The organism is Nonomuraea jabiensis, assembly GCF_014204795.1.
GTDB lineage: Bacteria > Actinomycetota > Actinomycetes > Streptosporangiales > Streptosporangiaceae > Nonomuraea > Nonomuraea jabiensis.
The window spans coordinates 8268502-8292418 of the sequence record NZ_JACHMB010000001.1; the positions used below are offsets into that span (position 1 = coordinate 8268502).

Genomic DNA, 23917 nt, shown 5'->3' on the forward strand with positions numbered 1-23917 from the left:
TTTTCAGCGAACGCGTGCGCTGTGCCGCATGAAGCCGACGGTCTGCACGACGAGAACGAGCAGGCGACTGGCGATCAAGGCGATCCACAGGCCGGCCAGGCCCCAGGCCGTCGTCACCGGTGTCATGGCCAGAGCGAGCAGGCCGTTCCCCGCGATGGCCGAGCCCAAGGTCCAGGTCGAGCACCCGGGTGTCCGAGGTGAACAGGTCCAGCACCGGCTCGCCGAGCAAGACGACGATGAGCGCGCCGGTGAGCCGTGACCGTCAACGACTCCACCGGGGGAGGCCGACACCCCGTCGGTCGGCTTCAGTCCGCGAGGCATCGGTGGGCATCGGCCGGCGCACCGCCTCGCCGGTCAGCGGGTGGGCGTTCCCCGGCCGCCGCCCGCCACCACCGGCTCAGTGCATGAGCTTGGTGGTGAGGGCCACGCGGGAGCTCACCCCCAGCTTGGCGTACGCGTTCCCCAGGTGATACTCGATCGTCTTCACGCTCAACACCAGCTCCCTGGCCACCTGCCGGTTCGTCATCCCGGTCGCCACCAGCCGCGCCACCGCCTGCTCCTGCGGGGTCAGCCTCAGCAGCGGCGAGGCGCCCGGTTCGGCGCGTGGCAGCCCGCACGCGCTCAGCTCCTGCTCGCACCGCCCCACGTACGGCGCCGCGCCCAGTCGGGCGAACAGCCGGAGCGCCAGCTCGAGGTGCGACTGGGCCTGCCTGCGGCGGCCCAGCCTGCGCAGGAACCGGCCGTACGCCAGCCGCAGCCGGGCCTCGTCGAACGGCGGCCCGGTCCCCGCCCCGGTCCCCGCCCCGCTGTGCCCGAGAGCGGTGGTGAAGGCGGCGTCGGCCAGGGCGTTCTCGTGGCGGGCCGCGTGCAGGCCGCCCCGGCAGCGGGCCGCCGTGGCCAGGGCCGAACCCCTGCCGCGCCGCCCCGCCAGCCGCTCGGCCGCGACCAGGCAGGTCTCGGCCCGGTCCAGCTCGCCCAGCCCCACCAGGGCGTCGACGAACAGGTCGAGCCACTGTACGACGCCGGGCTCGTACACGATGTCGTGCACCTCCACCGCCTGCAGCGGCTCCAGCGCCGCCACCGTCGCGGCGTGGTCGCCCCTGGCGGCGGCCAGGTGCGCGGCTGCGCTGCAGCCGTGCGCGAGCGGCGCCACCGAGTCGGCGCCGGCGACGGCCGCCCGGACGTGGGACTCCGCGAGCGGCCAGTCGCCGCGCGAGGCCGGGACGAGGGCGGCCAGCCCGTGGCAGATGGGCGAGAGCCACCGCTGGTCGGCGTCGTCGGCCACGGACGCCGCGGTCCCGGTGTGCAGGGCGGCGTCGTCCCAGCGGCCGGAGCGGTACTCGACCTGCCCCAGCATGGCCGTGGCGAGCATGCGGAACGGCACCGAACGCTCCCCGCACGCCGCCACCACCCCCGACAGGTCGGCCAGCCCGCCTGCCAGGTCGTCGGAGCAGGTGCGCAGCAGCCCGCGGCCGAGCAGCGCGTCCAGGTCGGCGATCGTCGCCGACGCGGGCGGCGGCAGGTCGGCGGTCGCGGCCAGCGCCGCGTCGATCTCGCCGGAGACGGCCAGGCCGGTGAGCTGGGTGAAGCGGTTGTAGTCGATGCTGAGGCGGTAGCCGGGGGAGGTGCGGGCGCGTTCGGCCCAGCGGGCGGCCTGGCTGCCCTCGGCCTTGACCAGGCAGAGCATGGCGAGCTGCTGCGCCGCCCGCGCCGCCAGGCCCGACTCGGGCGGCCCGGCCTGCTCCCAGGCCGTGATGAGCTGCGCCCGCGCCTCCTCGACCTGGCCGCGCACCATGGCCAGGTGGCCGAGCGCGTAGCCGCGTACCGCCGGGTGCGCGTCCTCGGGCAGGTTCGCGGTCAGCGCGGCCGCCTCGTCGACCCGCCCGTCCAGCAGCAGCGCCTCCACCGCCTCGGCGGCCAGCGGCGCCGGGTCGCCCGACAGCTCCGCCGCCGCCTTCAGGTGCTCGGCCGCGCCGCCGAACGCGCCCAGCCGTACCTGCGCCCGGCCCAGCTCCGCCAGCTCGGCGGCCAGCTCCGGGCTCGGGCCCGCCACCGCCTCGATGCGGTGCCGCAGCCGCGCCTGCTCGTCCTCCGCCACCAGCGCCGCCCGCGCGTGCAGGGCCGAGCGGTGCGCCGGGCCGAGGTCGCGGTAGACGGCCGCGCGGATCAGCGGATGCGCGAACGCCGCCACGGGACCGCGCGCGGAGGACCGTTCCAGCAGGACGCCCTCGCGTACGGCCTGCTCGAGCGCCTGCAGCGGCTCGGCCACCCCGGCCACCCGCGCCGCCAGGTGCAGCGGGCACGACATGCCCAGCACGCTGACCGCGCCGACCAGCTCGCGCGCCGGCGGCGCGCACCTGGCCACCTTGGCCAGCACCAGCATCGTGTACGACCTGGGCGCCGGCAGCGGCTGGGCCAGGTCGTCCAGCACCTCCAGGGGCACCTCGTCCAGCAGCGCCCGCAGGTGCAGCGGCACGCCCTCGGTGTGGGCGACCAGCCTGGCCACCGCCCGCTGCGACACCCGCCCGCCGACCAGCGCGGCCACCTCCGGCTCCCGTAACCCGCGCAGCCGCAGCCGGCGGGTGGTGTCGGCGGCGATGAGCCGCCGCAGCCCCTCGGGACCCGGCAGCGTGGCGGCCTCGCGCAGCATGAGCACCGCCATGACCCGGTCCACGCGCAGCCTGCGCAGGCAGAACGTCAGCGCCCGCAACGTCGGCGCGTCCGCCCAGTGCACGTCGTCCACGACCAGGCAGAGCGGCTCGCCGGCCTGCCGCTCGCTCAGCTCCGGCAGCAGCGCCGCCCCGACCGCCAGCGGATCGGGCGGCTCCGCCGTGGCCGGCGCCTCGATCTGCGCGGGAAGCCCGCCCAAGAGCCTGGTCAGCGTCCCGTACGGCAGCAGCGCCTCGCCCTCGTCGCCGTCGGTGAACAGCACGTTGCCCGTCCCGCACGTCTCCAGGAACCGCTGGACCAGCGTCGTCTTCCCGATCCCCGCCGGTCCCTCGACCACGACGAGCCTGGGCTGTCCGGCACGGGCACGCTCGAACTCCGCGGCCAGGCACCGGAGCTCCTGATCCCGTCCGACGAACGTCATACCGGCCTCCGCACGCTGGGAAATCCAACGTTGCGCGGCAGGGCGGGCGGCTCAAGTAAGACTTGCCTGTCCCTTTGTCCAGAGGGCGCGCGAAAATCAGGGGTTATCCCCAGGTGGCCGGGCCGGCCGGGGCCCCGCGACCGCCCGCGCGGGCGGCCTGGCCTGCCGCGCGGGCGCGAAGACCCGTACTCCAGGGGAAATCCCCGGGGCGCTCCCTGAAGCGCGGCGCCCCGGGGCGGCGGATCATGTGAGGCGGGCCCCGACGGGAGGGGTGCGGGCGAGGGCTGCCGGCGGTTCGCGCAGGACGGCCCCGGTCCTCGCCGCGCAGGAGGGCACGCCTCCCGGACCCGTGTCACCACGGTCACACGGGGAGGCCCGCGCGGGGCGGTCACGAGCGTAGCCACACGTGGCCGCCCCGATCCCGTTCATCGACTCGCGCCAGATCCGGCCGCCGGGGTCTGGGGTTGCCCGGGCCTTTACCGATCTGTGCTTCGCGCCATCATTGCACTGTGTGATAGTAATGTGACGTTGCGTATCCGATGAGTTTCGGGAGATTCTTCATGGTGGCGTACACGCTCTCAGTCGTGGCGGCGGTGAGCGCGGTGGCGCTCACCGCGCTGATCTTCAGGAAGGTCAAACGAGCCGAAGAGGACCGCGACCCCGGCGGCCCGTCGGTCGCGCACGCGGGAGCGATGCTGTCGGCCATGTTCCTGCTGGTCTTCGCCATCGCGATCATCGTTCCCTGGACCACGGCCGACGCCGCCCGCCTCAACACCCACACCGAGAGCCAGGCGGCCGTCGACGCCTACTGGGCGGCCGACGCCCTGCCGGGCACCGCGCCGCAGGACGTGCGCAGGGCGCTGCGCGACTACGTCACGTTCGTGGTCAGGGACGAGTGGCCGCTCATGGCCGAGGGCAGGATGGATCCGGTCGGCGCCGCCAGGATGGACGAGCTGCGCGGCCGCGTCACCGACCTGCAGGCGAGCGGCGACAAGCAGGAGGACGCCAAGACCGCCGTGCTGGAGAAGCTCAGCGCGATCTCCACCGCGCGGGCCCAGCGCACCGCCGACGCCGCCGCCACGCCTCCCGCGGGGCTGCTGCACCTGACCATCCTCACCGGGGCCCTGGTCGTCATCTTCCCGTTCCTGGCCGGGGCCAGGCCGAGGGGGCTGGCGTTGCTGCCGCTGCTGGCGACGGCCGCGCTGCTGGGCTTCGGCATCTACCTGACGTGGGACATCTCCCACGCCTTCGCCGGGCCGCTGGCCGTCGGGCCCGAGGCGTTCCAGGGGGCGTTGCAGGAGTTCGCCCGCATCGGCGGGGGAGTGTGAGCGTGGGCGTCCGGCGCGCTCCGCTGCTGTTCGCCGTCGCCCTGGCCGCCGTGACCGTCGCGGGTCCCGCCGCGGCCGACGGGGTGCCGTGGCCGCGCCCGGTGCCGCAGGTGACCGTACGCCCGCCGGCACCCCCGAAGAACGTGACCGTCGGCCCCACCGTGACCGTGCCCCGGGTCCGGACGCGGCGCTGGCCCAGGCCCAAGGTGTCGATCTCGGTGCCGCCCCGCAAACGCTGGGCGCCGCCCGCGGTCGTGCTGCCGCACGTGACCGTCTTCCGTGACGGCGTCTGCACGGCCGAGGTCCAGGTGGGGGAGTGCCCGCGCAGGAGAGCGGGCCGGGTGCGCCCGTCCGCCCCCTGGGTGGCGCCGGTGCCGGTGCCGGTGCCGACGCCCACCCCCACCCCCAAGAAGACGCCCAAGCCGAAGGCGACCGTCCCGCCGGCGCGCTACCAGCGGGCCGCGGCGGGCCCGTCCCGGCGCAAGAGCCCGCTCAACACCGTGCTGGTGATGACCGTGGTGGTGTCGGCGATCACCTCGACGACGGCCGTGGCCTTCCGCTCCCGCCGCTGATCCGTTTATTCGCGTGCCCTGCCCCGGTGCCGCGTGGCACACTGACCGCCGGGCCCGGAGATCATCGTTCCGGGTCCGGCGGTGATCGGGGGAGAGGCGGCCGTGGCCGACGAAGAGGTGCTGGCCGGTGGTGGCGTCAACGACGTGGTGCGGGTCGGCTCGACCGTGCGGCGGCCGGCGGGGGCCTGGACCCCGGCCGTGCACGCGCTGCTCGGCCACCTGCGGGCACACGGGTTCACCGGCGCACCCCGAGCGCACGGGCTCGACGGCGAGGGGCGGGAGATCCTGGACTTCGTGCCCGGCGACGTGCCCGGTCATCCGCTGCCGGAGTGGGCCCTGACCGACGACGCGCTGGCGGCCGTGGGCGTGCTCCTGCGGGAGTATCACGACGCCACCCTCGGCTTCCCTGCCGATCCCGATTTTTCGTGGTACTTCCCGCCGGTGGGCCCGGCGGAGGTGATCTGCCACGGCGACGTGGCCACGTACAACTGCGTGTTCCGCGACGGGCTGCCCGTCGCGCTCATCGACTTCGACACGGCGCACCCCGGGCCGCGGATCTGGGACGTGGCCTACGCCGCCTACCGGTTCGTCTCGCTCAGCGATCCCCGGCACGAGGGGGTGGGCTCGTGGCCGGTGGCGGAGCAGGCGCGGCGGCTGCGGCTGTTCGCCGACGCGTACGGGCTCGGCGACGCGGACCGGCGCGCGCTCCCGTCCACCGCGCGCGCCCGGCTGGAGCACCTCGTCCGGCACATGCACGACCGGGCCGCCGCCGGCGACGAGGCGTTCGCCGGGCACATAGCCCGGGGCGACGACCGGTTTTACCATGCGGACATGGCGCACCTGGCCCGCTGCGAGCCCGCGTTCCGGTCCGCCCTTGCCACACGCTGATGATCCCCCGTCCAGGTCAGGAGGCACGATGCCGGACAACCCCAGGCGCGCCACCCTGGCCACCGTCGCCGCCTCGGCCGGCGTGTCGGTCGCGACCGTCTCCAAGGTGCTCAACGGCCGCAGCGACGTCGCCCCCGCCACCCGATCCCTGGTGGAGTCGCTGCTGCGGGAGCACGAGTACGTCCCGGCCACGCCGCGCCGCGAGCCGTGCGGAAGCGTCGAGCTGCAGTTCGACGACGACCTGAACGCCTACTCCACCGAGATCGTCCAGGGCGCGGTGCAGGCCGGTGCCGAGATCGGCGTCGGGATCGTCGTCAGCATCAACAAGGACCCCGGCCACAGCACCGCCTGGGTCCGCGACCTGATCGCCGCCGGCCGCACCGCGCTGATCGCCGTCACGTGCGAACAGCTGGCCGACCAGCAGGTGGCCGCGCTGGCCCGGGCCCGCCTGCCGCTGGTGCTCATCGACCCGCTCAACCTGCAGAGCGCCAGCGTGACCAGCGTCGGCTCCACGAACTTCGCCGGCGGGCTGGCCGCCACCCGCCACCTGCTCTCGCTCGGCCACCGCCGCATCGCCTACGTCGGCGGCCCGGCCACCGCCGCCTGCAACCAGGCCCGGCTGCACGGCTACCGCGCCGCCCTGGAGGCCGAGGGCGCGCCGGTGATCCCCGGCTACGTGTGGTCCGGCCAGTTCCGCTACCACGACGGGCTGCTGGGCGGCGCGGCCGTCCTCGACCTGCCGACGGCGCCGACGGCGATCTTCGCGGGCTGCGATGAGGTGGCCCTGGGGGTCATGGAGGCCGCCCGGGCGCGCGGGCTGCGCATCCCCGAGGACGTCAGCGTCGTGGGCTACGACGACACCCAGGTCGCCCGGATGGCCTCGCCGCCGCTGACCACGGTCCGCCAGCCGCTGCGCGAGATGGGCGGGATGGCGCTGCGTACCGCGTTGCGGCTGGCGGCCGGCGAGCGGATCGACTCCCGTCACGTGGAGCTGGCCACCGAGCTGATCGTCCGCGGGTCCACGGCACCCGTGCCCGGCTGAGGCCAACCAATCGAGCCCCATTCGCATCAAAGGTCACGTGGACAGTCTGGCGCCGGGCGATCCGGTCAAGATCGGCAAATACTGGCTCGCCGGGCGGCTCGGCTCCGGCGGCCAGGGCGTCGTCTACGAGGCGTACGACGACGACGGCGGCCGGTACGCGCTCAAGGTCCTGCACGCGGAGGTACGCGACCGGCTGGCCAAGGAGGCCGCGGCCGCCCGCAGGGTCGCCTCGTTCTGCACCGCCAGGGTGATCGACGCCGACCCGGCCGCCACCCCGCCGTACATCGTGAGCGAATACGTCGAGGGCGTGGACCTGCGGCGCGCCGGGCGGCTCTTCGCGGGCGACGACCTGCACCGGCTGGCCACCGCCGTGGCGACCGCGCTGACCGCGATCCACGAGGCCGGGGTCGTGCACCGGGACCTCAAACCGGACAACGTCCTGCTCGGCCCCGACGGGCCGCGCGTGATCGACTTCGGCATCGCCCGCACCGAGGAGATGTCGCGTACGGCCGGCGACTACATCGCGGGCACGCCCACGTACATGGCGCCGGAGGTCTTTTCCGGAGGCCGGGCCGGCGCCGCGGCCGACGTGTTCGCCTGGGGCGGGATCATGGTGTTCGCCGCCACCGGGCAGGACCCGTTCAGGGCGGAGACCCTCGCGGGCGTCATGCACCGGGTGCTCACCTTCGAGCCCGACCTCGGCGCGATGCCCGCGTCGTTGCGGCCGCTCGTGGCGGCGGCGCTGAGCAAGGACCCCGGGCGGCGGCCCACCGCGCGGGGGCTGCTGCTCGCCCTGGTCGGAGGCGCGATCGACCCGCTCGGCGAGGGCAGCCAGCGCGGCGAGGGCCTGCGCGCCGCCGCGGCCGACCCGGGGCTCGGCACGCTGGCCGAGGACGCCTACGACCTGCTCGCCCCCGAGGAGCGCGAGCTGGTGCCCAGCCTGCTGCTGCGGCTGATCACGATCGACGGCGACGGCACGGAGACCGTACGCCGCGCGTCCGTGGACGACCTGCTCCCCGAGCGGCCCGCGCAGCGGCGGCGCATCCTGGACGTCTTCGGCTACATCCTCACCGAACGCGACGGCGAGGTGAGCATCGTCCGCCCGGCCGTGCTGCGCGCCTGGCCCAGGCTGCGCGGCTGGGTGGAGGCCGACCGGCAGGGGCTCGGCGTCCTGCCCGAGATCTCCCGCGCCGCCCACGCCTGGCACGACCACGGTCGCAAGGACGGCGACCTGCTCCAGGGCAGCAGGCTCGAGGCCGTGCTCGACTGGGCCGCCACCGGCCGGAACCAGGTGACGCTGACGCCGCTGGAACGCGACTTCCTGGCCGCCGCGAGCGGCGTCACCCGGCGCCGGGCCGGCCGCCGCCGCCTGCTCACCGCGGCGCTGGCGGGGCTGCTGGTGGTGGCGCTGATCGGCGCCGGGGTCGCGGTCCAGCAGGGACGCCAGGCCGCCGAGCAGCGCGACCAGGTGGCGGCCGAACGCGACCGCGCCCGTGGCCGCGAGCTGGTCCACCAGGCCGCCGACCTGCGCACGGTGGACCCGGTACGGGCCATGCTGCTCAGCGTCGCCGCCTGGCGGCTGGCCCCGGGCGCCGACACCCGCTCCAGCCTCACCTCGGCCGTCTACCAGCGCGAGACCACGTCGTTCAGCCCGCCCGCCGACAAGGGCGCGGCCACGCGGGCGGTCAGCGGCGACGGCCGCGTCCTCGCCGCCGTGAGCGAGCGCGGAGTGCGCGTGTACGAGGTCACGACCGGCCGCCAGGTCGCCTTCTGGACCTCGCCGCGGCTGGCCGAGGGGGTGTACCAGGTGGCGCTGAGCCGCACCGGCCGGCTGCTGGCCGTCGTGGTCGGCCAGGCGATGACCGTGTGGCAGACGCGCACCGGCCACCTCGTCGGCGTCAGGAAGAAGCCGGGCGCCGACCCCGAGCTGCTCCGCCCCGATTTCGGCGACCAGGACTCGCTGCTGTCGATCAGCGGCATCGACGGCGTGACGGACCTGTGGGACGCCGAGCGCGGCCGCGAGATCCCCGCCACGGAGTGGGACGAGCTCACCCAGTTCACCGTGGCCTCCTCGGGCCGGCTGGTCGCGACCGTGGCGCCCCCGGGGGCGACGATCCGCGTGTGGCGGCTGCCGGGCATGCGGCGCGTGCCCGCTCTCGAGAAGAGCTGCGGCACGGACCCGGTCGTGGGATTCAGCGCGGACAGCAGGCTCATGTACTGCGCCGGAGAGCGGTTCCAGCTCCGGGACACCACGTCGGGCAGGCTGGTCGCCGACTCGGAGGCGGAGAAGGACGGCTTGACCTGGGGAGAGGCGGCGAGCCAGGCGGCCCCCGGCACCCGGTGGGCGGTCCGGCTCAGCGCCGGCCACCACCTGCTCGCCGGCGCGCGCGGGCAGCGCGTCTGGGTCTGGGACATGACCACGCACGACGAGATCCTCAGGTACGAGGCGCCGGGCGAGGTCACCGACGTGTGGTTCGACCCGACCGGCCGGACGCTGCGTTACCGGGTGGACGAGCGCATCGTCGGCCTCGCCCTGCGGCCCGGCACCGCGAGCACCCGGGCGCCCTCCGGAGCGCAGATCGACGCGATCAGCCCGGACGCGCGCCGGCTGCTGATCAGCACGTCGTCGGCGTACCGGACCTGGGACGTGGCCGCGCGGCGCTCCATCGCGTCCTACCCCAACCCCGGCAACCCGACGCCGTGGCTGTTCAGCCCCGCCAACGACAGCCTGGTCTTCCAGGACGGGGAGGCGATCGTCGCCTACAGCCTCACCGACGGGCGGCGGCTGTGGTCGTTCGGGGGCATTCCGGCGTTCCTCCCCATGGGCGGGGCCTACAGCCGGGACGGCCGCCTGTTCGCGGCGGTCTTCGCGCAGAACAACCAGAAACAGGATGACTTCCGCCTGCGGGTGTGGGACGCGCGCACCGGGAAGGCGGTCAGCAGCGTGACACTGCCGTTCGTCACCCGCGACTTCGCCTTCCTCGCCGACGGCAGGACCATCGCGTCGGCGAGCGGGCAGTTCTACGACATCATGACCGGCAAGCCCGTCGGCACCGGGTTCGGCGCGGCGCGCAACCAGGGTTACCTGGTCGTCGATCCGGCCGGGCGGCGGCTGGCCACGCACGACGGGCGCCGCCTCAGCCTGTGGGACCTGAGCGCCCGGCGGCTCCTGGTGCCTGACCTGCGCGTTCCCGGCCAGGAATTCCAGGCCGTCGTGTTCGCCCCCGGGGGCGAGGTGATCGCCGCCTCCGACGCGGGCGGCGGGATCCATCTGTGGGACGTGGCGACCCGGCAGCCGCTGGGCGGGGAGATCCGGCTCGACAGCGGCGGCATCGTGCGCCTCATGGCCTTCACCGGCGACGGGAGGCTGCTGCGGGTGGTCGGCACGTCGGAGCGGGTCCACGACCTGCCGGTCGCGCCGGAGGCGATGGTGGGCGCGGTGTGCGCGCGGGCCGGCCGCACGCTCAGTCCCCAGGAGTGGCGCGAGTATCTGGGCGCCACGGCGTACCGGGACGTGTGCGCGAAGACGTGAGGGAAGAGCGCGGGCCCGGCGGCGGTTTCACCTGATCGTGGAAGAGACCGAGGTGGTGGTGATCGGCGCCGGGCAGGCGGGGCTGTCCAGCGCGTACTTCCTGCGCCGGTTCGGGTTCGAGCCGGTCGTCCTGGACGCGGCCGACGGGGCGGGAGGGGCGTGGCGCCACCGGTCGCCGTCGCTGACCATGGACAAGGTGCACGGCATCTTCGACCTGCCCGGCATCGCCCGTCCGCCGGGCGTGGACGGGCGCCGTCCCGCCGCCGAAGTGGTCCCCGCCTACTACGCGGCCTACGAGGAGGAGCTGGGGCTCGACGTCGTACGGCCGGTGCGGGTCGAAGCCGTCCGGCACGGCGCCGGCGGGAGGCTGGTGATCGGCACGGACGCGGGGGAGTGGTCGGCCCGAGCCCTGATCAACGCGACGGGCACCTGGACCCGGCCCCACTGGCCCTACTACCCCGGAGCCCCGGAGTTCGCGGGCCGCCAGCTCCATTACGCGGCCTACCGGGGGCCGGAGGAGTTCGCGGGGCGGCGCGTGATCGTGGTGGGCGGCGGGGCGTCGGCGATGCACGTGCTGTCGGAGATCGCCGGGGTCGCCGCCACCACGGCGTGGGTGACGCGGCGGCCGCCGGTGTTCCGGGACGACGACTTCGGCGAGAACGCCAGGCGCGAGGCCGTCGCGCTGGTCGAGGCGCGCGTGCGCGCGGGGCTGCCGCCGCAGAGCGTGGTGAGCGTCACCGGCCTGGGCTACAGCATGGTCGTACGCGAGGCCCTGGCCAAGGGCGCGCTGGAACGCCTCCCCATGTTCCGGCGCATCACGGCGGACGGCGTCACCTGGTCTGACGGCCTCCACCTGGAGGCGGACACGATCGTCTGGGCCACCGGCTTCCGCTCGGCCCTCGACCACCTCGCGCCCCTGCGGCTCAGGGAGCCGGGCGGCGGGATCAAGGTGGACGGCACCCAGGCCGTCAGGGAGCCGGCCCTGCAGCTGGTCGGCTACGGCCCGTCGGCCAGCACCATCGGCGCCAACCGCGCCGGACGCACGGCCGCGCGCAACGTCCACGGATATCTGGCGCGGCAGGCGGCCTGACCCAACCTACTATGGCGAGTAGTAAACATACCGATTGCGGCAGCGGTCCGGTTACTCGCGCGAAGGGACTCGACACAGGATGTGACCCCAGGTTAGCGTCCTGACATAAGGATCTTTATCCGGTCAGGAGGTCCCACATGGAGGTTCCCGGCTACACCGAGATCCGGGAACTCGGACACGGCGGGACAGGTCGGGTGATGCTCGCCGTACGGGACTCAGACGGGGTTGCCGTCGCGATCAAACACCTGTCCGAGCCGCTGCGCGCGGACGCGGAGTTCGTCGAGCGGTTCCGGGCGGAGGCCGAGGTCATCCGCGAGATCGACAGCCCGCACACCGCCCGCCTGCTCGAATACGTCGAGGGCCAGGACGACGCCGTCATCGTGATGGAGCTGGTCGACGGCGTCACGCTGCGGCGGCTGCTGGAGCACGAGGGCGCGACGGGCCCGGAGGCGGCGCTCGTGGTGCTGAAGGGCGCGCTGCTCGGGCTGGCCGAGGCGCACCGGCGCGGCGTCGTCCACCGGGACTTCAAACCCGAGAACGTCATCATCACCCAGGACGGGGAGAGCAAGCTCGTCGACTTCGGCGTGGCGGCCCACTTCGGGGAGACGGCCGCGCTCGTCGGCACGCCCCCGTACATGGCGCCCGAGCAGTGGGACGACGCGCCGGCCGGCCCCGCGACCGACGTGTACGCCGCCACGCTGGTGTTCTTCGAGTGCCTGACCGGCCACCGCGCCTTCCAGGGCGAGAACGTGGCCGCGCTCGCCTACCAGCACCAGCACATCCTGCCCCAGTTGGGTGAGGTCGAGGAGGCGCTGCGGCCGCTGCTCGAACACGGCCTGGCCAAGGACCCGGCCGGGCGGCCCTCGTCGGCGGAGGAGTTCCTGGCCGAGCTGGAGGGGGTCGCGCTCGCCGAGTACGGCCCGGAATGGGAGACGCGCGGGCGGGCCGGGCTCGCCATCCTGATCCTGCCGCTGGCCGCGCTGTTACCCAAGGCGCAACCGGTGGCCGAGAGCACCACCACCAGCGTGGTGCAGAGCACGCTGGCGCCGGCGGCCAAGTTCGCGGTGACGGGCGGGCTGGTGCTGGCGACCGCCGCGGCGGTCGTGTCGGCGTTCGTGATCCTGGGGGACCCGCCGGAGCCGGGGCCGGGGACGGGCGTCGCGCTGCCGCCCGCCACGTCCGCCGCGCCGCGGCCGTCGCGGACCCCGGCACCCGCCTCGCCCACCTCCGCGCCTACCCCGAGCGGGTCGATCACTGGGACGCCGCCCGTCACGTTCGCCGGTCAGCCGACGGCTCTTCCCACGGCTCCTCCCGGCTCACCGCCTCCCGCCGCCACCCGGGAGCCGACGCGGCAGCCGACTCGGTCCGGTCGGCCGACCGAGCGGCCGACCGAGCGGCCGACTGAGCGGCCGACTGAGCGGCCGACTGAGCGGCCGACTGAGCGGCCGACTGAGCGGCCGACTGAGCGGCCCACCACGCGGCCGCCCACCAGCGAACCCTCGGCCACGAGACCACCGGCGACCAGGCCGCCGGACACCGAGCCGCCCGCCACCCGGCCTCCGGCCACGAGCGCGCCCGATCCCAGCACCCCGACCAGGAACAGGGAGCCGCTCATCTCCGTCTCCGTCAAGGTGTCGGTGAACCTGCCGATCCTCGGCGGCGACGACGATGACGGGCTCCTGGACATCGACCTCGGCCTGGGGTCGAGCCTCCTGGGAATGGTGGTCGTGCCGGGCTCGGTGCTCGTCGGACGGCAGATCGTGGTGCGGAGGGTACGCCGGCCGCGCGATACCGAAAAGTTGTGAGTTGTGTGCGGAGCGGGGTGATCCTCTACTATCAGCAGTCGGATAGAGGGCGTCCCCCGGCCTGGATAACTGCTGACCGGAACCTGCCCTGCGGCTCGGGGTGAGGAGAAGTGTGGCGGTTGCGTCCCGCGCCGACCGGCTACGCGGACTGGTCCGTACGCTCTTCGCGGCGACGCTCGCCGTGGCACTGCTGATGGCGGGGGCTCCGGCGCAGGCCGCGCCCAAGCCCACGGTGAAGCAGCTCAAGAAGGAGCTCGCCGCGCTCCAGAAGGAGTCGGACAAGCTCATCGCCGACTACTACAGCAGCAGAATCGCCCGGCAAAAAGCCGAAAAATCGGAAAAGTCGGCGCGGGAGAAGCTGGCCGCGGCCCAGGCGATCTACGACCGCGAGTCCGCCGAGCTCCGCGCCATGGCCGTGGCCCAGTACATCGGCGGCGACCCCGGCCAGATCGCCATGCTCACCTCCGACCAGGACCCGACGTCCCTGCTCGGCCGGATGGCGCTCAACCAGCACCTCATCGTGCTCCAGGAGACCCGGCTGCGCGGCTACGCTCAGGTCAGGGACGCCCACCAGCAGGCCAAGGACGAGGCCGACGCGCGCGCCAAGGAGCTCGCCCAGACGGTGGACGAGCTGGAGAAGCGCAAGAACAAGGCCGAGAAGCAGATCGACCGGATCAAGGAGAAGATCGACCAGCTGTACATCGGGCCCGGCGTGCGGCGGCCGGACGGCACGTGGGTGCCGCAGCTGCCCGGCGGGGCCGACAACATCACGCCCCGGATGCGGCTGGTCAAGCAGCTCATCAAGGAACGGTTCGGCGTACCGTACGGGATCGGGTGTTACCGGGCGATCCAGGACGGTGGCGAGCATCCGCTGGGGCGGGCCTGCGACTTCATGCTGAGTCGTGGTGGTGCGATGCCCGGTGGGGCGGAGATCGCGCGGGGCAACGAGATCGCGGAGTGGGCGATCAAGAACTCCAAGCGGTTGGGGATCATGTACATCATCTACCGGCAGCGGATCTGGCACGCCAGGACCGGCGCCTGGCGGACCATGTCGGACCGGGGTGGGACGACCGCGAACCACTACGATCATCCCCATATTTCGGTCTATTAGGGGGTTGGGCGGTGCGCTGGCTGCTGCTGGGCGCCAGCGAGCCACGGGCGCCGGACACAGTAACGGGACCCTCAACGCCCGCCCCTCCCCACCTCACCTGCCCCCACGGCCAACCGCCCACCCAGCCCTGGGCATGCCGAGACCAACCCTCCGCCCCGGGCTAGTCTTTGGCCTCTTTAGCCTCTTCGGCGTCTTTGGCCAGGGCCGCCAGCAGGCGGTCCTCCGTGACCTCGGGCCCGACCAGCTGATCGGTGATCGCCCCGTCGCGCAGCACGACCACGCTGTCGCAGTTCTCCACCAGCTCGCTCACGTCCGACGAGATCAGCAGGATCGCCAGCCCGTCCACCGCCAGCTCGTCCAGCAGCGCCTGCATCTCCACCTTCGTCGCCACGTCCACGCCCCGGGTCGGCTCGTCCAGCAGCAGCACCTTCGGGTGCATGGCCAGCCAGCGCGCCAGCAGCACCTTCTGCTGGTTCCCGCCCGACAGCTCCCCGGCGGGCTGCCGCGGGGAGACGGCCTTGATCCCGAGCCGCTTCATGAACGTCGCCACGATGCTGTCCACCCGCGCGTCCGACACGATCCCCGCCCGCGACAGCCGGGGCAGGGCCGCCAGGGCGATGTTGTCGCGTACTGACAGCGTGGGCACGATGCCCTCGGTCTTCCGGTTCTCCGGCACCAGGCCGACGCCGGCGCGGATGGCGTTCCTGATCGACCACTTGCCGGAACGCGCCCCCGCCACCGTCACCTGGCCCGCGTCCACCGGCAGCACGCCCGCGATGGCCCGGGCCGTCTCGCTGCGCCCCGCGCCGAGCAGCCCGCCCAGCCCGACCACCTCGCCCGCCCGCATCGCGAGCGACACCCCGTCCAGTACGTGGTGGCGGGTCAGACCCTTGGCCTCGAGCACCGGCAGGTCGGCGGACTCGGCCGGCTCGCCGGTGTGCTGGACGGGCTCCACGGGGTGGAACGGTCTTCCCAGCATGAGCGAGACCAGTCGTAACCGGTCGAGCCCCGCCAGCGGTCCCGTGTGCACGACCCGCCCCTCGCGCAGCACCGTGACCCGGTCGCAGATCCCGTACAGCTCCTCCAGCCGGTGCGTGACGTACACGACCGACCGGCCCTCCTCTCGCAGCCGCCGCACGGCCCCGAACAGCGTCTCCAGCTCGCCGTGCGCCAGCGCCGACGTGGGCTCGTCCATGATGACCACCCGCGCGTCCGCCGAGGCGGCCCTGGCCAGCGCGACGAGCTGGCGCGCGCCCTCGCCCAGCGCGCCGAGCGGCCGGCGCACGTCCACCTCCAGCCCGTACGCGGCCAGCACCCGCTCGGCCCGCGCGTGCACGGCCGCGGAGTCGATCAGCCCGAGCCGCCCCCTGGGCTCCCTCCCCAGGAGGAGGTTACGGGCGACGCTCATGGTCGGTACGAGGTTCGTCTCCTGGTGGACGGTGGCGATCCCGGCCCGCTTGGCGTCGGCCGGGTTGGCGAACCTGATCGGCTCACCCATGAGGCGCAGCTCGCCCGCGTCCGGCTGGTGGACCCCGGAGAGCACCTTCACCAGGGTCGACTTGCCCGCCCCGTTGCCGCCGATCAGCGCGTGCACCTCGCCGGGGCGTATGGACAGGGTGACGTGGTCGAGGGCGGTGACACCCTGGAACGTCTTGAGAACGCCTGCCACCTGTAGCACGGTTGCCTCCGCCTCGATCGTGGTCGAGGAAGGAAACATTACAGTAACGGCCTTGTCACATTCGATCAGAAACGAGCGCAACTCGTCACGCTCACCCGGAGCTCCCGGAACCAATGGGGTCGAGCCCCGAGCGGTTACCCGCTAGGAAGCGGTGAAGCTTGGTCGCGACCGCGTGAGACAGACGATCGCCGGGACCGGGAAGAGCATGAGGTAGAGGTTCGGCAGCCACCAGACCAGCGAGAAGTCACCGCGTAGTGTCCAGAACGCGATCGCCATCAAGCCGGAGGCCATGGTCAGCACGAGCGAGACCAGCATCAGTCCCGGCCCGGACGGGGAGGCTCGGCGCAGGAGGTGCAGGCTGGCCAGTCCGGTGGCGCTGGCCAGCAGGTCGATCCAGAGGAACGACCAGTTCCAATCGGCCATCAGCGGGTCGGTGTAGTCGGCGAACGCCCATTCGAGCGGGATCAGCCCCAGCCCGGTGATGGTGAAGTAGCCGACGAACGCCAGATCCGTGAGCAGCATCAACGCCTTAGTGACGCGTAGCACGGTCGATCTCCTCCATCAGGTAACGCCTGGTCTGTTCGTGCAGTGCCGCGTCTGGTTCGCCGAGCCCGAGCAGCCTGGCCGCCCACCAGCCGTCGATGGCCAGCCGTACCGCCGTCGCCGCGGCCGGGTCGATGCCGTCGTCGGTCAACCGGGCCTGCCAGGCGGCGAACCGCTTCCGCAGCGGCGCAAGCCCTGCCGGATCCACGAGCACCCCGGCCAGCAACGCGGCGGTCACCCGGTCGGCCGGAGCGTTGGCGGCGGTGTGGTGTTCGGGGATCGTCGCGTTCAGGTAAGCACGTAGAAAGTCACCCGGCTCGGCACCGGTCTCGGCCAGTGCTTGGTCGAAAGCGTTGGTCAGGCGGTCGACCATGGCGGCGACCAGCGCCTGCTTGGTGGGGAAGTGGTAGAACAAGCCACCCTTGGACACCCCTGCCCGCCGAGCCACCGCTTCCAGAGTCAGAGCCTCGGCCCCCTCGGACAGCAACACCTCGGCGGCGGCGTCGAGCAGTCGTTCTTTCGAGCTGGGTCGCGGCATGAAGAAAACTATACCGGTCGACCGGTATAGTTTCCCCCGATCCGACCGCCGCTGGGTGCTCTGGCGCGATCAGTGAACGAGAAGCTCCGAGCGATCAGGAACTCACGGTCCGCACAATTGCGATCTTGGGCGCAAGCCCGAGGCAGGCCAGCCACTGACGCCGAGGGTGATCAGGGCTACAGCCGGACGCGCTTCGACCTTCACCCCACGCCACCTTCACCGCCCTGCATCAGCTCGCTCCCATCCCCGATGCTCGATCACCCCGCCCGCCCCTGCGCTCGGTTACCTCGTCGGCCAGCTGCCCGCCCCCGTCGGCCGGTGCCCCCACGCCCGGCTATCCGACACCATCACCCGCCGCCCACACACCCGCCTCCCACGCTCGCGCCCGCGCCCGCGCCCCAGTCTTGCTCCTGCGCTCGCTCTTGCTCCTGCGCTCGCTCTTGTTCCCCGCCTGCGCCTGCGCCTGCGCCCGTGCCCGTGCCCGTGCTCGTGCTCGCTCTCGCGCTTGCGCCCGCTCTCGCGCCTGCTCCCTGCGTCCGCGCCTGCTCCCTGCGTCCGCTCCTGCGCTCGCTCCGGCTCCTGCGCTCGCCCCCGCGCTTGCGCCCGCTCCGGCTCCTGCGCTCGCCCCCGCGCTTGCGCCCGCTCTCGCGCCCTGCGCCTGCACTCGCGCCTGCTCCCGCTCACCTCGTCGCCTGCTAGCGCGCTCGTGCCGACCCAGGTCGCCTGCCGTTCGTTCGTGCCGCTTCGTTGGTGCCGGTTCGTCCGCGACCGCCCGCAGCGTCGCCTGGCCCGTCTCGCATGCCCGCCTGCTCGCGCACGCCCGGCCGCCCTGTGTACGCCGTGGTCGTCTCCCCAGCCACGCCTGCGCCGTCTGCTTCTGGCCCGCGTCGGCTCGTCCGCCTGCGCTAACCGCCACCGGCCCGCGCCCGCCTTTGTCGCCCGCCACCGGCCCGCGCCCGCCTTTGTCGCCCGCCACCGGCCCGCGCCCGCCTTTGTCATCCGCAACCGGCGCGCCCGCCTTTGTCATCCGCAACCGGCGCGCGCCCGCCCTGTCGCCCCGCAACCACCCGCGACTGCCCGCTGGCCTGCGCCAACTGCCGTCGGCTCGCGCGCCTTTGCCGCCTGCCATCGGCCCGCGACTGCTCGCTGGCCTGAGCTAGCCCCGTTTTCCGCATGTGAGCGATCTTCAGCGGAGGTCTCGTGGATCGATGTCGAGGAGGTCCAGGAGATGGAGTTGAAGATCGGTGGGTTGCGGGATGGTCGGGGGTGACTGCCCGATGCCCGGGATCAGCCGGATGCCGGTCAGCGCGTCCAGGACGAGCTTGCCGGTGGGAACGGCGGGCCTGCCGGCGTACAACCCGTCGACCTTGGTCGCTCCGCGGGCGGCCAGTGCGAGGCGGACTTGGCGTTCGATCAGGCAGAAGATGAGCAGGGCCAGGCAGATGACGGTGATCAGCGCGTTGATGCGGCGGTTGTTCTTGAGGTACAGGTTGGTGACGGCCAGCGGGCCTTTGAACGCCTGGTAGCGGCGCTCGACGGCTTCCTGGCCTTTGTAGTGGCGCAGCACTTGTTCGGTATCGGCCTGACGTGGGTCGAGGTTGGTCAGCAAGGCGTACCAGCCGTCGGTGGCGGCTTCAGCGTCCAGGGCGTGGGCGTCGAAGTGCCAGGCGAGGGTGGGCTTGCCGGTGAGCCGGTCGGTGCCGGTCTCAGCGGTCAGGTAGGCGCTCACCCGGCGGGCGCGGCCGATCGCGGTGATCCGGTCGGTGACCGCCTGCTCGTCGGGATAGTGGCGGCTGCCCAGGCCGCGTTCCAGCCGGACCAGATCCTCACCGGCCCGCGCCAGCTTCTTGGCCCGGGCGCTGGCGGCCGCCTGAGCACGGGCCGAGGAATGCACGAAGATCCGCCGCAGCCTCAGCACCGGGTCGTTCTTGCGCGGCCCGGCCAGCGTCATGGTGTCTTCGCGCACGTGCCAGACGCCGCGCCGGTCGGCGCTCTTGCCGGCGTCGCGGGCGGCGATGTAATCCACCGGCCGGGCCGTGGCCAGATCGAGGCCGGCCAGCGTCTGGGCGCTGACGAACATCTTGGAGGCGGGGGCGATGAAACCCACCTCATCGGCGATCATCGCGGCCAGGTTGGCGTAAGAGATCAGCTTGGAATCGCCGACCATGAGGACCTGCTGCGGGCCGGCCAGCCGTTGCAGGGCCTGCATAGCGCCGATGACCTGGGCCACTTCCCCTGCGGCGCCGTCGTAGGCACGGTGAAAGACCGGGATCGCGCCGTCGGAGCTGACGGCGATCCCGCTTTGGATCTGCTTCAGATCCGGCCGCCGGTCCTTGGGATGACCGAACCTGGGTCGTGCGAAGCCGGACTCGGCATCGTCGTAGTCGCCGTGCAGCGAGATCGAGGTCATGTCCCAGTGCAAGCGGGTCACGTCGATACCGAACGCCTCGATCGCGGCCAGCCCGACCGATCCGACGAGCTGATCCAGATGCGGGGCGATGGCATCCAGAGCACGCCCGATCCGGTCATCGTTCAGCAACTCGGGCTCGACGCCGAACGCCTCACCCACCGCCCACTGCCTGGCCCATGCCTGGACGTGCACCAGCGGAGCGGGCGAGGTCAGCCGGTTGGCCACCAGCACCTCGATCACCTGGCCATGAGTCAGCTCTGCGGTATCGCGTACGGGGCAGGCCGCATCCACCAGCTCCCGGATCCGCAGCCGGGAGCAGAACCCTGCCACCACCGGTAACGCTCCCAGTATCTTCTCGACACTGGCCCGACCCCACTCCGCACGCTGTCTCACCAGCCAGGTCATACCGCGACAACGATCACCACAGCAACCCAGCGATCTTCAAACAACCTCACATGCGGAAAACGGGGCTAGCTGCCGTCGGCTCGCGCCCGCCCGGCCGCCGTATCCGGCTGTGTTTACCCGCCCGTTCTGGCGCCCGTCTGCGCCCATGCCGGTTGCGGTCGTTCGTTCGGCCGTGGTCGCCGCGTCTGTTCCGTGCTGAGCCTCTGCCCGCCCATGCCACCCCCCAAGGCCCGGTCCGAGGCCGCGTACGGGCGACGACGGGGTGCTCGGCGAGCTGGAGGGGTCAGAACTGGGCGACGTGGAGGCGGACGCCGCGGGCGCTCAGGTCGTCGAGTACGTCCCGGGGTGCCGCGTCGTCCGTGACCAGGTGGTCGATGCGGTCCGGCGGCACCGTCTGGACCATCGTGTCCACGCCGATCTTGGTGTGGTCGGCCAGCACCACGACCTCCTCCGCGGCCGTCGCCAGCGCTCGGTCGACGCCCGCCACCTGCATGTTGGGCGTCGACAGGCCGCGCTCGGCCGTCAGGCCGTTGCCCGAGATGAACGCCCGGCGCACCCGCAGCCCCGCCAGCGAGTGCTCGGCGGCGCTGCCCACCAGGGCCAGGATCGAGCCGCGCAGCGTGCCGCCGGTGAGCATCACCTCGACCCGCGGTGACCCGGCCAGCACCTGCGCGACCAGGAGGGAGCTGGTCACCACGGCCAGTTCGGAGTGCCTGGTCAGGCGGCGGGCGAACTCCTGCGTCGTGGTGCCGGGACCGATCACGATCGCGTCGCCGTCCTCGACGAGGGCGGCGGCCAGGTCGGCGATGGCGGCCTTCTCGGCCGACTCGAGCGACACCTTGTGCGCGTATCCGGCCTCGCGTGACAGCTCGCCGGGCAGGGTGGCGCCGCCGTGGTGGCGGTTGAGCAGGCCCTCCGACTCCAGCGCGCGCAGGTCGCGGCGGACGGTGACCTCGGAGGAGTGCACGGCCTGGGCGAGCTCGCGCAGCGACACCGCGCCGTTGGCGCGCACCAGCTCCAGGATGCGCTGCCGGCGCTCAGCGGCGAACACGGGTCTGCGTCCGTCGCTCTGCGTGTCGCTCACGTCCCGATCATAGTGGACAGGCCAAGATGAGTTCACCTCTGATCGTATGAGAACGAATTTGATCGGAAATCTTGACCAGCTCGGTCCGTCGGTGCTTACTTGAGAGCGTGTCAGGGTCAAAAGCTGTCCGAACCTGATCGGCGCGTTTCGAAAGGACCCCCCGTGCGCAAGCGCCTCGCGTTCCCGCTGGCCGTACTGATGTCCCTGTTATGGCAGCCGTCGCTCCCCGCTACTGCCGCAGCTCCCGACCGGGCCGCCGCAGCCCCGAACGGGCTGCGCGGTGACTACTACCTCGCCTCCGGGGCGGGGAAGTTCGACTTCGCCGAGCTGAAAGCCAGCGTCGTCGACCCCAACCTGGAGCTGACAGACCTGAATCCGACGTTCAGGCTGCTGGCCGGCAGGGAGGATGACGTCTCCGTACGGTGGACGGGTCAGATCCAGCCCAAGTACGCCGAGACGTACACCTTCTCCATCATCGGCGACAACGGCTTCCGCCTCTGGGTGGACGGCAAGCCGATCATCGACCACTGGGTGGACGACTGGGACCGGGAGCAGACCGGCACCCCGATCGCCCTGGAGGCCGGCAAGAAGTACGACTTCAAGGTCGAGTACTTCGAGCACTTCGGCGGCGCGAACCTGCGGCTGCGCTGGCAGAGCCCGAGCCAGCCGAAGCAGATCGTGCCCGCGGAGGCGTTCACGCTGCCCGAGGGGTTCGCGCCGCCCGGGCCGTCCGACGCCAGGGTGAACGCGGCCGGTGACGTCGCGGCGCTGACGTTCGCCAAGCCTCTGGGAGCGCTGCCGGCGGACGCCCTCAGCAAGCTGGACATCACAGTCGCGGGCACCAAGTGGCCCACAAGCTCCGCAACCCTGAAAAATCCGCAAACGGTGGAGCTGAAGCTCAAATATCCGATCCCGTCCAAGGCCGGCAGCACCGTCCGCGCCGCCTACAACGGCGCCGGCGGCCTCACCTACGCCGACGGCAGCCCGGTCGAAGCCTTCCCGTATGCCTACGTCACCAACGGCTCCGCCTACATCCTGCGGACGAAGTGGTCTGACGACGTCAACCCGGCCGACCCGCTGCCCGAATACCCCCGGCCCCAGCTCGTACGGGACCGCTGGCGCAGCCTCAACGGCAAGTGGCAGTTCGCCCCCGCCAAGGCGGACGAGGCCGCGCCCGTGGGCCGCGACCTGCCCGAGCGCATCGTCGTGCCGTACCCGGTGGAGTCGCAGCTGTCCGGCATCGGCCGGCACGAGGAGCGCATGTGGTACCGCAGGACGTTCGACGTGCCCCGCTCCTGGCGCGGCGAGCGGCTGCTGCTGCACCTCGACGCGGTGGACTGGCAGTCCACGGTGTACGTGAACGGAAAGCAGGTCACCACCCACAAGGGCGGCTACGGCCGGATCACCGCGGACGTGACCGACGCGCTCAAGCGCAGCGGCCCGCAGGAGCTGATCGTCGGCGTGTACGACCCGACCGACGCCGGCACCCAGGCCATCGGCAAGCAGCGGCTCGACCCGAGCGGCATCTGGTACACCGCGAACTCCGGCATCTGGCAGACCGTCTGGATCGAGCCGGTCGCCAAGCAGCGCATCGACCGCGTCGACACCGTGCCCGACCTGCGCGGCCAGGCGCTGTACGTGACCGTCCAGGGCACCGGCGGCAAGGCGACGGTCACCGCCAGGGACGGCCGCCGCGTCGTGGGCAAGGTGACCGGCCCGGTGGGCCGCGAACTCAGACTCCCCGTGCCGAACCCCAAGCTCTGGACCCCCGACAACCCGCACCTGTACGACCTGGAGGTCAAACTCAAGGACGACAAGGTGGAGTCCTACTTCGGGATGCGCTCCATCGCGGTCTCCGGCAACCGCATCCTGCTGAACGGGCAGCCCGTCTTCCAGCTCGGCCCGCTCGACCAGGGCTTCTGGCCGGACGGCATCTACACGCCGCCGACCGACGAGGCGCTGCGGTACGACCTGGAGCAGACCAAGGCGCTCGGCTTCAACGCCGTCCGCAAGCACGTCAAGGTCGAGTCCGACCGCTGGTACTACCACGCCGACAAGCTCGGCCTGCTGGTCTGGCAGGACATGCCGGCGGCGTTCCGCACGGATGACAGACCCCAGTTCGAGGCCGAGCTGCGCGAGCTCGTCGACCAGCACCGCAGCAGCCCGTCGATCATCATGTGGGTGCCGTTCAACGAGGGGTGGGGCCAGTACGACCAGGCGCGCATCGCCGATCTGGTCAAGAGCTGGGACCCGTCGCGCCTGGTGAACAACATGAGCGGGATCAACTGCTGCGGCGCGGTCGACGGCGGCAACGGCGACGTCAAGGACTTCCACATCTACCCGGGCCCCGGCAACCCCGGCAAGCCGTCGGGGACGCGGGCGAACGTGCTCGGCGAGTACGGCGGGCTCGGCCTGCCGCTGATCGGCCACACCTGGTCGGGCGGCGGCTGGGGCTACGCGGTCGAACCCGACCCCGAGGCCCTCACCACCCGGTACGTCGGGATGGTCAAGGAGCTCGAGCGGCTGCACGCCTGCGAGCAGCTCAGCGCCGCGATCTACACCCAGACCACGGACGTGGAGACCGAGCTGAACGGCCTGATGACGTACGACCGGGCGGTCACGAAGCCGGACGTGAAGCGCGTACACGACGCCAACACGGCCCTGACGAGCGCCATCAACCCAACCTGCACCTGAAACACCGCACCTGGACTCCCACTGCACCCGTCACACGGCGCGGACTGAAACACCGCACCTGAAACACCGCGCCTGAAACGCCGCACCTGAAACGCCGCACCTGAAA

The 23917-nt window shown here is 72.6% G+C and carries 16 protein-coding genes; 10 read left to right on the forward strand and 6 right to left on the reverse strand.

Translation table 11 applies throughout. The features are described 5' to 3' along the window. Positions 1-28: 28 nt before the first annotated feature. Positions 29-259, forward strand: coding sequence for a hypothetical protein (locus HD596_RS37685; protein WP_185074250.1), 231 nt, complete (start codon positions 29-31; stop codon positions 257-259). A gap of 138 nt (positions 260-397) precedes the next feature. Here the strand turns inward: HD596_RS37685 and HD596_RS37690 are convergent, their stop codons facing one another. Continuing rightward, positions 398-3091 carry a helix-turn-helix transcriptional regulator gene (locus tag HD596_RS37690; RefSeq protein ID WP_185074251.1) on the reverse strand — a complete coding sequence of 898 codons (2694 nt, stop codon included), beginning with the start codon at positions 3089-3091 and terminating at the stop codon, positions 398-400. Positions 3092-3630: 539 nt separating this feature from the next. Between HD596_RS37690 and HD596_RS37695 the strand changes: the two genes are divergently transcribed. From HD596_RS37695 to HD596_RS37730, 8 genes are all read left to right on the forward strand, one after another. Beyond that, positions 3631-4419 carry a bestrophin-like domain gene (locus HD596_RS37695; RefSeq protein ID WP_246555125.1) on the forward strand — a complete coding sequence of 263 codons (789 nt, stop codon included), beginning with the start codon at positions 3631-3633 and terminating at the stop codon, positions 4417-4419. Positions 4420-4421: 2 nt separating this feature from the next. After that, a complete protein-coding gene (locus HD596_RS37700; protein WP_185074252.1) occupies positions 4422-4991 on the forward strand; it encodes a hypothetical protein in 570 nt (189 codons plus the stop codon). A 102-nt stretch (positions 4992-5093) separates the two neighbouring features. Then, entirely contained in the window at positions 5094-5879 is a 786-nt protein-coding gene (locus HD596_RS37705) for a phosphotransferase enzyme family protein (protein ID WP_185074253.1), read from the forward strand. Positions 5880-5907: 28 nt separating this feature from the next. Then, positions 5908-6921: a LacI family DNA-binding transcriptional regulator gene (locus tag HD596_RS37710; protein ID WP_185074254.1), complete on the forward strand. Its 1014-nt coding sequence runs from the start codon at positions 5908-5910 to the stop codon at positions 6919-6921. Between the two features lie 37 nt (positions 6922-6958). After that, positions 6959-10453: a WD40 repeat domain-containing serine/threonine protein kinase gene (locus HD596_RS37715; RefSeq protein ID WP_185074255.1), complete on the forward strand. Its 3495-nt coding sequence runs from the start codon at positions 6959-6961 to the stop codon at positions 10451-10453. A 37-nt stretch (positions 10454-10490) separates the two neighbouring features. Then, on the forward strand, positions 10491-11543 hold the full coding sequence (locus HD596_RS37720) for an NAD(P)-binding domain-containing protein (protein ID WP_185074256.1): 1053 nt from the start codon (positions 10491-10493) through the stop codon (positions 11541-11543). A 137-nt stretch (positions 11544-11680) separates the two neighbouring features. Next, on the forward strand, positions 11681-13348 hold the full coding sequence (locus tag HD596_RS37725) for a serine/threonine-protein kinase (protein ID WP_185074257.1): 1668 nt from the start codon (positions 11681-11683) through the stop codon (positions 13346-13348). A gap of 112 nt (positions 13349-13460) precedes the next feature. Next, positions 13461-14459 carry a coiled-coil domain-containing protein gene (locus tag HD596_RS37730; protein ID WP_313045882.1) on the forward strand — a complete coding sequence of 333 codons (999 nt, stop codon included), beginning with the start codon at positions 13461-13463 and terminating at the stop codon, positions 14457-14459. Positions 14460-14619: 160 nt separating this feature from the next. Here HD596_RS37730 and HD596_RS37735 read toward each other — a convergent pair whose 3' ends face one another. The 5 genes from HD596_RS37735 to HD596_RS37755 form a co-directional block, all read right to left on the reverse strand. Beyond that, on the reverse strand, positions 14620-16128 hold the full coding sequence (locus HD596_RS37735; protein WP_313045884.1) for a sugar ABC transporter ATP-binding protein: 1509 nt from the start codon (positions 16126-16128) through the stop codon (positions 14620-14622). Positions 16129-16278: 150 nt separating this feature from the next. Continuing rightward, positions 16279-16683 (reverse strand): DUF5360 family protein, encoded by a 405-nt coding sequence (locus HD596_RS37740; protein ID WP_221519686.1) that lies wholly within the window; start codon positions 16681-16683, stop codon positions 16279-16281. Next, on the reverse strand, positions 16667-17218 hold the full coding sequence (locus HD596_RS37745; protein WP_185074259.1) for a TetR/AcrR family transcriptional regulator: 552 nt from the start codon (positions 17216-17218) through the stop codon (positions 16667-16669). The genes HD596_RS37740 and HD596_RS37745 overlap by 17 nt, the downstream gene beginning before the upstream one ends. 1186 nt (positions 17219-18404) lie before the next feature. Beyond that, positions 18405-20033, reverse strand: coding sequence for an IS1634 family transposase (locus HD596_RS62460; protein WP_185074260.1), 1629 nt, complete (start codon positions 20031-20033; stop codon positions 18405-18407). 283 nt (positions 20034-20316) lie between these two features. Then, complete coding sequence (locus HD596_RS37755) at positions 20317-21117, reverse strand: DeoR/GlpR family DNA-binding transcription regulator (RefSeq protein WP_313045888.1); 801 nt, start codon at positions 21115-21117, stop codon at positions 20317-20319. Between the two features lie 162 nt (positions 21118-21279). Here HD596_RS37755 and HD596_RS37760 point away from each other — a divergent pair, with 162 nt between their 5' ends. Beyond that, positions 21280-23811 carry a PA14 domain-containing protein gene (locus HD596_RS37760; protein ID WP_221519687.1) on the forward strand — a complete coding sequence of 844 codons (2532 nt, stop codon included), beginning with the start codon at positions 21280-21282 and terminating at the stop codon, positions 23809-23811. The last annotated feature ends 106 nt before the right edge of the window (positions 23812-23917 follow it).

Coding starts and splice junctions, on each gene's coding strand:
- HD596_RS37695 (WP_246555125.1), top strand. CDS start 3,631: ATGAGTTTCGGGAGATTCTTCATGGTGGCGTACACGCTCTCAGTCGTG.
- HD596_RS37685 (WP_185074250.1), top strand. CDS start 29: ATGAAGCCGACGGTCTGCACGACGAGAACGAGCAGGCGACTGGCGATC.
- HD596_RS37690 (WP_185074251.1), bottom strand. CDS start 3,091: ATGACGTTCGTCGGACGGGATCAGGAGCTCCGGTGCCTGGCCGCGGAG.
- HD596_RS37745 (WP_185074259.1), bottom strand. CDS start 17,218: ATGCCGCGACCCAGCTCGAAAGAACGACTGCTCGACGCCGCCGCCGAG.
- HD596_RS37725 (WP_185074257.1), top strand. CDS start 11,681: ATGGAGGTTCCCGGCTACACCGAGATCCGGGAACTCGGACACGGCGGG.
- HD596_RS62460 (WP_185074260.1), bottom strand. CDS start 20,033: ATGACCTGGCTGGTGAGACAGCGTGCGGAGTGGGGTCGGGCCAGTGTC.
- HD596_RS37710 (WP_185074254.1), top strand. CDS start 5,908: ATGCCGGACAACCCCAGGCGCGCCACCCTGGCCACCGTCGCCGCCTCG.